A 10,579-nucleotide genomic window follows, 5' to 3' on the forward strand; every position below is an offset into this window, starting at 1 on the left:
CCTTATCGGCTTCCGGGCGGCCGAGACCGGGAGGGGAGCGAGGACGCCCGCTCGGCGAGCAGGGCCGAGAGTTCCCGCCACACGGCATCTTCCGCGCGGCTGGCATCGACCAGCACGTAGCGCGCCGGGTCGGCCTCGACCTGGTCGAGGTACCCCTTCCGGACCGCGCGGTGGAACTCGCGGCCCTTGGCCTCCATGCGGTCCAGCAGCGGGCTCAGACGAGCTGCCGCAGCGGACTCATCGATGTCGAAGATGACGATCAGGTCGGGCATCAGGCCGCGGGTCGCCATCTTGGCGACGGCGGCGATCTCGCTCTTGGGCACGCCGCCGGCCGCGCCCTGGTACGCCAGCGTTGACGGCACAAACCGGTCGGCGAGCACCAGTTCGCCCCGCTGCATCGCCGGGAGGATCATCTGATCCACCAGTTCAGCGCGGCTGGCCATGTACAGCAGCGTCTCGCAGCGCACGCCCATGCCCGTGTGGGCACGGTCGAGCAGGATGTCGCGGATCCGCTCCCCCACCGGGGTGCCGCCGGGATCGCGCACCGGGCACACCGGCACCCCGTGGCGAGAGGCCGTCTCCAGCAGCCGCTTGAACTGCGTGCTCTTGCCCGAACCGTCGGGCCCATCGAAGACGATGAACCGGCCGGCGAGCCCCTTGATCCACGAGTCGTTCGCCACGGCGCCTCCCTGCCTGCTCACGCCCACGCTCACACGATGCTCCTTCCGCCGGCGATCCCTCTGGCGGCTTGGGTGGGCGCGAGTCTAGCGGCCCGCGGCTGGGTTGGCACGCGCGACCCCGCAGTCCCTACGGCGCGGCCCCGACAACCCGGGCGACGGCCTCAATCCGCCCGGTTGCGGCGCCACCGCCCAGCGACGGATCGATCAGACGGAGTCGCCCGATCTGGCCGCGGATCGACTGCGTTCGCTTCCCATCGGCGTTGTCGGCCAGCAGGATCTCCAGCATCTCCGCCCAGGCCGACCAGTACACGGGCGGCCGTCCACCGGCGACGATCCCGGGCGCAGCCGAGGCGGCGGTTGCCGCGGCTGTGCGGTCAATCCCCTCCACCAGTGTGCGAAGCGACGCGAAGGCATCGCCGGCGCGGTCGGACTGTCGCAAAGCCCTGGCAAAGCCGAGGTGGACGCGGGCCTGGTCCTCCGGAGTCATGGACGCGACGCGGGACGCAAGGTCCTCGAACTGCGAAAGCGCCCGCTCGTCACGCGAGTCCGCCAGGCACTCGGCCAGCAGCAGTCGGTAGCGGTCGGCCGACCCGGGTCGACGCTGGATGGACCACGCCACGGCCCGCCGGGCGACGCCCGCGAGCCGGTCCCGGTCCGCGGTCCGCGCCGCGTCATCGCCGGCACGCGCGAGGTCCGTTCGCGCGAGCGTGACGGCCGCCTCGATCGCGGCGGTGGCGAGGTCGTCCCCCTCTCGGCGCTGGGCGTCGGTCGCGCCACCCGTGCCGGGGCGGATCCCCTCAAGGGCGCCCAGCGCGGCATCGAGCCGTTCGGCGGTCATCTCCCCCGCGAGCGACGCCTCATCGATGGCGAGCCGGGCCCGCTCCAGTCGATGGGCGGGGGCTTCCGGGTCGTCCGGGGCGATGGTGTACGCCAGTTCCAGCGCCCGGGCATACAGCGGCAGCATCGCAGCCAGCTCCGGCGATCCCTTCGTCCCCCCCGCCTGCGCCAGACGCCCGATCGTGTACCGCGCGATCTCCACCGCCTTGAGCACTGCCTCTTTCGCCCGCGGCGAGTTGGGGTACTTCGTGCCCAGCGTGCACAGGTAATCGAGTACGACGGTTCCGTCATCCCCCTTGCCGGCCTGGATGACCGCCCAGTTTGCCACGGCCAGTTCCCACAGGGCCTGGGCGCGGAGATCCTCGGCATCGGCCCGGGAGCCGACCATCTCCAGGAGACGGACTCCCTCAGTTGCCGCCGCGTTGCCCGCGCCGCCGCCGGCGACCAGCGACGCTCCCTTGGCAAAGGCGATGACCGGGTCGAGCTGCTCGTACGGCACCGCCCGGTTTCCCGCGGCCGCGGCCAGATCGCACGCTGCGGCGATCTTGGTGTACACCGCGGCCCGCAGCGCCGCGCGGTCGGCCTCGAGGTCCTTGCGGGTCAAGAGCGTCGTCAATGGGGAGAAGGCATCGGCGAGCCAGACGGACCGCTTGGAGGGCTCCCACGGCTGCTCGATCAGCATGGTGCGGCACTGGGCCTCGGCCAGCAGCAGGGCCAGCAGCGGATCGGTGCGCCCCTGCACCACGAACGGCGCTTGTCTCGCGGCATCGCCCACGCCGGCCACGGCCGCCACGATCTCGCTCTCGCCCCGCACAGCGCGGAGCAGCCCCATGAGCGCCGCCGTCCGCGTGAGCGCATCGGGGGCGTCGACGGCCCCGAGTTCGCCGCCCGCGAGGGGCCGGTCCGCCACCCACTTGAACAACTCGCGCGCGTTGGCCCGTTGCTTCTCTTCCCTGAGCGCGACGATCAGGAGCGCGGATCCCAGCGAGACCCTGCGGACGGATTCGCCCGCGACCGAACCGACGCTGAGCTGGCCCAGCGAGGCCAGCGCGATGCGGCACAGCTCCTCCCTCGCCGCGCGCCCGGACCCTGTGTCAGGGCTCTCCAGCGAGCCCAGCACAACCCCGGCCCGTCCGCGGTAGTAGGGGATGCGCAGGCTCTGCTCGGTGTCGATCAGGCGTGAAAGAGCGGCCTCGACCTGGTGCGCCTCGGCCCGCGCCTTCGCGGGGTCCGAATCCCGTGCCTTGAGCACCCGCTCCTGGAGCCGCCGCACCGAAGCCGCCGCGGCCTGCTCGGCTCTGCCGACAAGCTCCATCGCCTCGCCCGCGTCGGTGTGGGCCTGCTCCCGCTGCACGCTTGTGGGGATTCCTAGGAGCACCGAGGCCTCGGTACCGTCGCGCGAAAGCCGCTCGAGCAGCGTGCCCGCCTGATCGAGCATCCACGTGGGCGCGCGGTCGTCGTCGGGGGCCGCCGCGATCAGCGCCGCGCGGGTCTGGATCGCCTGCCGGATCGCCTCGTCGCGACGCGCCGGAATCATCGCGGGGTTGGCGAGGGCCTTGGCGATCTGGTCCAGCGTCGTCAGCAGCGCGTCGGGATCGGATGTGGCGGGCTGCACACCCACCGCCGTCGCCGCCGGCGCAGCGGGAACACCGCCCATGAGCAGCGGCAGGGCTCCGGCGAGGGCGGCGAGGATCGTCTTGGGTGCACGGCGACGCATCGGCGGTGAGGTCATTTCTCGATCAGTTCGGCGCTGGACTTCATAAGTCTGTAGGCCGGCTTGTCCGCCGAGTCCTTCCCGCCGTGGAGTTTGGCGATGGCCTGCAGGATGCCCGTGGGGTCGTCGTCGATGAACTGGATGGTCTTGATGACGATCGGTCGGCGGCCGTCGGAGCGATCAAGGGGGTTGAGCCGGTCCAGCTCCGCCATGGTCTTCTCCAACCCGAGTTCCCACACCCCGCCGCCGGAGCGTGCGATGGAGCGGGAGAGCAGGAAGATGGCGTCGGGCTTCATGGCGATGGCGGCCCGGAGGCCGTCGAGGGGGTTGGAGCGACCCCGGGGGCGCTTCCGTTCTTCCTCCAGCCACTTCTGCACCTGGAGTTTCGCTTCAGGGGTGGCGCGGATGAGAGCCGGTGTGAACCAGATGTAGCCGGGCCCGTCGGCCTCGTCGGTGGCTCGGAGACGGTTGGGGTCGTCGTAGGCGGGGTCGCCGGGGCGCGGCGGCTCGATGCGCCGGAAAACGATGACCCCGAATCGCTGGGAGGGAGAGAGCCGCAGGATCGACCGCTGGACCTCGTCGAGCACGTTGGAGAGCGACGAAACCATCGGCCCCGAGCCGTCGATCACATACACCACGCTCCGGGCGCTGGAGGCGCCAAGCCCGGCAAAACGAACGTCGGCCAGCGAAGGAGCGGTCGACCGGAGCGCGGCGGCGGGGTCGGGCGACGTGCCGGCATCCGTATGGCCGCCCTCAAGCCGGGGCGCGGGCGTCGTGGTGTCGATCGACAGACCCGTGAGGCTCGGCGCCGCCTCGGACGCCGGCGCACGGAGCGCGGCCGCCGGGGCCGTTGATCCCGTCGTGATCTTGGTAGCCTCGCGCGGGGGTACAGGGGGAGTGGGGGTGCCCGGCTCCTCAAAGGCGATAAACACCTCCGGCGGCTTGGGGGCCGAGGAGCCGACGGCGACGCGCCACACCACCGCCGCCGCGGCGATCAGGATGAGCGCATGGACAATCACGGACCCCGAGATCGGCAGGCCGAAACCGGCCATCCACCGGCGCGCGCGCGCCGCCTGGAGTGCCTGAACGGGCGTCCCGTCCGGGGGGCTCACCGCGGGCGCCGGCGCGATCGTCTCAGGCTCCGTTGTCATCAGGGGCAGTCTCGGCGATGGCGCGTCGGAAGAGTGCGTTGTCCATGGCCAGCACCCCGGGGCCCATCAACATCAGGGCCAGGGCGGACATCAGCAGGGCGAACTGCAGCCACAGCGGCCCCCACGCCTGCAGGTCGAATGCGTCGTAGGAAGGCCAGAAACTAAACAGGCCCGAACCGGTGCGAACCGCCGGCCCGAGTTGCGACAGCCACATCGTCCCCAGCATGACACAGGCAAGGACCAATGCCCAGATCCGGGTGAGTAATCCCGCCAGGATCATCGCCCCGCCCGCGAACGCCGCGGTGGCAGCCAGGTAGGCCTGCCAGCGAGCCGAACTGCCGCTGCTCAGGACGCTGGGCCAGAGAATCGTCGGCGTCGATCCGTCCGCGCCGGGCGGGGGGTCGCCCGCATCGCTGATCGCGACCGCGATGCGGTAGACCTGCCGGACCGGGCGGGGGGCCATGAACTCTGAAGCGGCCCGGACCGGCGGGGCGGCGGGCTTCTCGATGGCCTGCGGGGGACGCCCGGCGTCGGGGTTCGGGGCCGGCCCGCTGTAGCGGTCGGCGGGCATCGGTTCCTGCCCGGGCGGAGGCAGAGGGGTCGGGGCGGGCTTGGCGGGTGCGGGACCGGCTGGCCCGGTGCCCGGCGCGGCGGCGTCGGGCGGCAGGACCGGGGGCGTCTGGACCTCGGGAGTCGGAGCGACCGGCACCGGCGCCGTCTCGACGGCCACGCCGAGATTGGCCAGCACCGCGGCCTCCCGGGGGGTGGGCGTGAAGTGGCCGAGGATCAGGGCCAGACCGCTCCAGGCGAAGGTCAGCCCGACCGACAACCGAAGCAGCAGCGGCGCGAATCGGACACCTGCCGGCTCACTCCGATTCATGATGAACGCTCCTGTCCCAGGCCAACCGCCGGCGCGCGGGGAGCGTCCCCGCCACGCCACATGACTCAATGGTAATCATCGGATGGCGAGTGGACGGGGCATCGGCAAGCGCCGGGGAACGCCCGTTTTCGGCCCTAGCATGTCCCTTGAGCGGGCGTGGCGGAACTGGCAGACGCGCGGGACTTAGGATCCCGTGGCCGCAAGGCTGTGCAGGTTCAACTCCTGTCGCCCGCAGTACGATCCCAAGGCCGGCTCGTCGAGCGAGATCAGGACTTGGGCGCCGGCGCGGCGGGAGGCGTGGGCGCCGCCGGAGCCGTGGGGGCGGAGGGCGCGGTGGGGGCGGGGTTCGCGTAGATGCCCTCCTCGTACCGCTCCTTGGAAACCTTGCGCACGTCCGACGACTGCAGCGTGATCGTCCCGCCGGACTTCTCATCCACGAACTTGACCGCGCCGCTGTTCTCCCGATCGACCTTGGTGGTGTAGTAGGTCTTCCCGGTCGCGACGTCGCTGACCGTGTAGTAGGTGGTGCAGCCGCCGGCGGTGAGGATCACGAGGGCGGCCGCTGAGAGGGCGATCGATCGCAGGGATGTCATCGGCTGGTCTCCAAGAGTGAAACGGACTGTAGCGACCGCCCCCGCGTCCGGTGGCGGCGAGGTCCGGTCGGGGTCTGGATCAGAGTTCCACGACCTGCATCTCGGGCTCCGCCTGCGCCAGCGGCGGGGGCGGGGCGACTTCGGAGACGAAGACCGAGAGCGACGGGATGGCCTTGGCCATCTGCTGGCGCGTCATCGCCGCGTTGTACAGGCGGGAGCGCACGGCCCTGGAGGGCCGGCGGTGCACGGCGGGATCATTTTGAAGGTCGATCGCGTCCTGCGGCAGCCGGTCGGCGTCGGACTCGCCGCCGAGGTTCGGCAGGCCCTCCCGCGGCGGAGGGATCTCGGCCGTGGGCGAGGCGGCGAGCGCCGCCAGGTCGATCGCGATCTGCGCTTCGGGCAGTGTGCCGTCGATCGGCGCGATCGCCTGCTCGAAACTCTGCAGCATGTCGCGGGCGTTCTGGAAGGTGCCGGCCTTCTCGAGCCAGGACGAGGAGGGCAGGACGATGTCCGCTCGTCCGGCGAGGTACCCGTGGCCCTTGAGGGAGTCGATCAGGACCACGAAGGGACCGTCGGCCGACTGGCCCAGTTTGTCGACGAGCGTCTTGGGGGCCCAGTCCGAGGGGTAGTTGCCCGTGATGATCGCGCCGCCGATGCCGCCGCGGAGCAGCGAAACGAACTCATCAAAGGAGACCAGCGAGGCCCCGGGGGTCTGGGCGATGGCGTCCAGGACACGCCGCACGCCGCGGGCGTTGGGCGCCTTCTCGGCGTACATCTTGAAGCCGTTGGAATCGCTGGGGGGGAAGGTCTTGTCCTGCCCGCGGCTGGGCACCGGGCCGACGGCCATGACAACCGACGGCGTGATCGCCAGCGCGGCCCGCGCGAGCAGGTAGGCGTCCTCGCACGAGAGCATGGGGCTGACGAGGAGCCCGAGGCGGGCGCCCTTGTCCATCGGGCCCTTGGCCGTCACGGCCTGCTTGAGCCCGGCGACCGCATCGAGCAGCGCCCGGTTCCAGTCGGTCTCCACCTGCACGCCGAACTGGCGGCGAACGGGCGTCGTGAGCCGGTCCTCCGAGTGGACCCACTTCCAGGAGTGCCGCACCTCGTCGGTGATCCACCACTTGTTGACGGCCATGTTGGTCCGAGGGCGGAGGCGGTACACCTTCCCCTCGTTGTGGCAGACGGTGAGGTTGTCGCCCGAGGCGGTGAAGCCGTCGATCGAGGGCGTCTCCTTCAGGAACCACACCCGCTGGGCGAAGAGGAAGTCCTTGTCCAGCAGCGCGCCGACGGGGCAGAGGTCGGTCACGTTGAGGGAGAGTTCGTTGGCGATGGGCCGGCCTGGGAAGACGTCGATCTCCTCGTGGTTGCCGCGGCCCTGGACCATGAGTTCACTGGTGCCCGTCACCTCGCGGGTGAAACGGACGCACCGGGTGCACATGATGCAGCGGTCGGAGTAGAGGAGGATGTTGGGGCCGATGTCCTTCTTGGGGTTCTTGACCTTGACGTCCTGGAAGCGGGAGGCGGCGCGGCCGTACTCGTAGGAGTAATCCTGCAGGCCGCACTCGCCGGCCTTGTCGCACACCGGGCAGTCCAGGGGGTGGTTGATCAGCAGGTATTCCATCACCGACTTCTGGTTCTGCACGGACTTGGGGGAGTCGGTGTAGACCACCATGCCGTCCGCCGCGGCGGTCTGGCAGGTCGGGACGAGCTTGCCGCCCATCCAGGGCTCGAGGGCGTTGTTGTTGCGGGGGTTGGGCATCCAGACCTCGGCGAGGCAGATGCGGCAGGAGGCGACGATCGAGAGGCCGTCGTGGTAGCAGTACTGCGGGATCTCGACGCCGGCGTCGTTGGCGACCTGGAGGATCATCTGACCCTGGGTGAACTCGCGCTCGACGCCGTTGATGGTGATTCTGGGCATGGCGGGGGGATCGTAGCCGAGGTGGGTTGGGGAATGCCCGGATGGGGCGGCGCGGGATGTTCGGCCCGCGCCGGGCCCATGGAGAGCGGGGGACACCCTAAACTCGCCGGATGTCCCACACGTTCCAGGCCCCGACGGGCACCCGCGATTTCTACCCCGCCGAGCTCAACCGGCTGCGCTACGTTCAGGACGCCTGGCGTCGGACGTCCATCCGGCACGGATTCGACGAGATCGAGGGGCCGACCTTCGAGCACCTGGACCTCTACACCGTCAAGAGCGGCGAGGGGATCGTGTCGGAACTGTTCAGTTTCGAGCGGTTCGGCGGCGAGAAGAAGTTCGCGCTCCGGCCGGAGTTCACGCCCACGCTGGCGCGGATGTACGCGGCGAAGGCGGCGAGCCTCCCGAAGCCCACCAAGTGGTTCTGGATGCAGAACTGCTTCCGGGCGGAGCGGCCGCAGAGGGGGCGGTTGAGGGAGTTCTCGCAGTGGAACTGCGACATCGTGGGGGACGACTCGCCTGCAGTTGACGCAGAGTGCCTTGAGTGTTGTGTTGGACTGCTTGACCATCTCAAACTGACCCCGTCGCACGTCAGGGTTGGCTTTAGCCACCGCGCAGTGATTGCACAGCTTCTAGGAGTCACAGGAGCAACGGAAAGCACACTCGACCGGTCGCTTGCTCTCCTCGATCGTCGATTCAAGATGGACGCTTCGGAGTTCGCTAGCCAAATGTCAGCGATCGGGATCGATGTCGAAAGGCTGGATGTTCTGGTTGGTCAAATTGGCCAGAATCGCCGAACCAAACAGGACTTCGTTCAGGACCAAGGCGGCGCTCGCATTGATCTGCGTCCGATTCGAGCGATAGAGGACAGTTTGCAATCGGCTGGTATTGGTGAGTGGTGTGTTTTTGATAATCGGATCGTCCGCGGTCTCGCCTACTACACCGGCATGGTCTTCGAAGTCCACGAGACCACCGGCGCCGAGCGCGCCATCGCCGGCGGTGGCCGCTACGACAAACTCATCGAGATGTTCGGTGGCCCGCCGACCCCTGCCGTGGGCTTCGGCATGGGCGATGTCGTCCTCTCCCTGGTCCTCCAGGACAAGGGGCTCATGCCCGATGACGCCCGGATCGCGGACACGCTGGGCCTGCGGCCGGATGTTTTCGTCTTCGCCGCGGCGGAGGCGGCGGACCCGGCGGTGACGGGCGTCGTCGCCGGCTTGCGTCGTGCGGGGCTGCACGCGCGCCGGTCGTACAAGTCCACCCGCAACATCGGCAAACTGGTGAAGGACGCCGCGGGCGCCAATGCCCGCTTCGCGATGATCCTGCACTCCGCCGAGGTCTGCTCGCTCAAGAACATGGCGACGCAGGCGCAGGAGGACAACGTGCCGGTTGGTGAGGCCGCGGCGCGGATCTCGGCGGGACGGTAAACGGCCTTGGCTTACTTCGCGGGCTCGACCACGACCGGCACGCCGGTGCGGACGATCCATCGCGACTGCGGGCCGGTCCACCACAGGACGCTCACGGGGTCCAGCGTCGGCGTGGCCTCGATTGGCTCAGGGAGTTCGATGAACTCGGCCCTCTGCGCCGGCCCGTTCTCGCCCGAGCGGGTCAGGCGGGAGACGATCGACGACAGGCCGGCCGATGAGAGTTCGGCATCGACGACGTACACCGCCTCGGGTGGGCGAGGCGTCGGGAACTGCATCGGGATCGAGCCGGGTTCGACGCGGACGGTGGCGTTCGGCTCACCGTTGCGACGGCCCGCGGCGAGGGTGGTCTCGCGGTCCTGGTCGGGGGAGGTGGGGCCCATGGGTGTGATCGGCGGGGCCCAGAGGCTCGACAGCCCCGCCATGGCGCGGGGCAGGGCGCTGGCGTCGAGCTTCGTCACCCGCGATACGCCCGATCGTCCCGTCGGCAGGACCGCTTCGACGCTCGACTGCGCCGCGGCGAGATCCTTCGAGGTCACGCGGATGCCGAGCCGGCCCTCTCGCGCCAGGGTGACGGCGCGGGCCGCATCCATCCCGCCCGTCGGGCGGTCGGTCGCGGCTCTCGACTTGTCCTCGGAGCCGGCGCCCGATTCCGCGAGCTTCATGGCGCTGGTGACGGCGCTGGATGCATCATCGGGATCTTCGCCCGCATCGGGGTGGGGCTCGACGGTCGCCGCGAGCATCTCCGGGTGGGCCGGGTCGCGGAGTTCCGAATCCGCGGCGGCCTCGACCGCCTTCTCGTTGGCCGCGATCCGGAGCTCGGTCGAGGCCGACGGTTCCGGGGCCGGCTGCTTGAGGGTGAAGCCGATGTCGGCCGGCGTCGCCACGGCGACGTGTTCCTTCGAGTTGCCGCGGCCGATGGTGCTGACGACCAACTGCTGGGCCGCCCAGATGCCGCCCCCAACGAGCACGGCCGCGCTCGCGGCGAGGGCAAGGCCCTTGCCGGTCCGCGAGGTGAAGATCCTCGCGACGACGGACCGGCGCGGCTCGACGAACTTGGCGACCGGGATCTCGGCTGGCGCCGCGGCGGACTCGCTGTACACCGCACCAAGGAGGGCCTCTCGCTCCAGGCGGGCCTCGACGCCCTCCAGGATCCCCTTGGGGGTTCGGGGCACCGGCATCGCCCCCAGGGTGACCCGGTCGGCGACCATCGCCGCGACGAGGCGGGCGGCGCTGGGGTCGGCCTTGAGCGCCGCCTCAACGCCTGCCAGGCGCTCGGAGGGCAGGTCGCCCTCGACGTAGGCGAGCAGGTCGTGTTCCGGGATGGGGAGTGCCTTGGACATTGGATGGGGTTGATGTGTTAGTCGTCGTTCGGGCCCGAGGAA

The 10,579-nt window shown here is 70.2% G+C and carries 8 protein-coding genes and 1 tRNA gene; 2 read left to right on the plus strand and 7 right to left on the minus strand.

The features are described from left to right. Nucleotides 1-2: 2 nt before the first annotated feature. The 4 genes from tmk to KF745_15130 all read right to left on the minus strand — a co-directional run bounded on the left by tmk (nt 3) and on the right by KF745_15130 (nt 5,262). Entirely contained in the window at nt 3-701 is a 699-nt protein-coding gene (tmk, locus tag KF745_15115; protein ID MBX3359747.1) for a dTMP kinase, read from the minus strand. Between the two features lie 106 nt (nt 702-807). Next, nucleotides 808-3,249 (minus strand): hypothetical protein, encoded by a 2,442-nt coding sequence (locus KF745_15120; GenBank protein MBX3359748.1) that lies wholly within the window; start codon nt 3,247-3,249, stop codon nt 808-810. Further along, nucleotides 3,246-4,382 (minus strand): hypothetical protein, encoded by a 1,137-nt coding sequence (locus KF745_15125; GenBank protein MBX3359749.1) that lies wholly within the window; start codon nt 4,380-4,382, stop codon nt 3,246-3,248. Before KF745_15125 ends, KF745_15120 begins: the two co-directional genes overlap by 4 nt. Continuing rightward, nucleotides 4,366-5,262, minus strand: coding sequence for a DoxX family membrane protein (locus tag KF745_15130; protein ID MBX3359750.1), 897 nt, complete (start codon nt 5,260-5,262; stop codon nt 4,366-4,368). The genes KF745_15125 and KF745_15130 overlap by 17 nt, the downstream gene beginning before the upstream one ends. A gap of 150 nt (nt 5,263-5,412) precedes the next feature. On the opposite strand from KF745_15130, the gene KF745_15135 reads away from it, so the two are divergent. Beyond that, nucleotides 5,413-5,496 (plus strand) — tRNA-Leu (locus tag KF745_15135). Nucleotides 5,497-5,528: 32 nt separating this feature from the next. Here KF745_15135 and KF745_15140 read toward each other — a convergent pair. Both KF745_15140 and KF745_15145 read right to left on the minus strand, forming a co-directional pair. Further along, on the minus strand, nt 5,529-5,855 hold the full coding sequence (locus KF745_15140) for a hypothetical protein (GenBank protein MBX3359751.1): 327 nt from the start codon (nt 5,853-5,855) through the stop codon (nt 5,529-5,531). Between the two features lie 79 nt (nt 5,856-5,934). After that, the gene (locus tag KF745_15145; GenBank protein ID MBX3359752.1) at nt 5,935-7,773 is read right to left on the minus strand and encodes a (2Fe-2S)-binding protein; all 1,839 of its coding nucleotides are present in this window, start codon (nt 7,771-7,773) and stop codon (nt 5,935-5,937) included. A 110-nt stretch (nt 7,774-7,883) separates the two neighbouring features. Between KF745_15145 and hisS the strand changes: the two genes are divergently transcribed. Then, on the plus strand, nt 7,884-9,197 hold the full coding sequence (hisS, locus tag KF745_15150; protein ID MBX3359753.1) for a histidine--tRNA ligase: 1,314 nt from the start codon (nt 7,884-7,886) through the stop codon (nt 9,195-9,197). An 11-nt stretch (nt 9,198-9,208) separates the two neighbouring features. Here hisS and KF745_15155 read toward each other — a convergent pair whose 3' ends face one another. Next, nucleotides 9,209-10,537 (minus strand): hypothetical protein, encoded by a 1,329-nt coding sequence (locus KF745_15155; protein ID MBX3359754.1) that lies wholly within the window; start codon nt 10,535-10,537, stop codon nt 9,209-9,211. Nucleotides 10,538-10,579 lie beyond the last annotated feature (42 nt).

Source organism: Phycisphaeraceae bacterium (assembly GCA_019636655.1).
Classification (GTDB): domain Bacteria; phylum Planctomycetota; class Phycisphaerae; order Phycisphaerales; family UBA1924; genus JAHBXB01.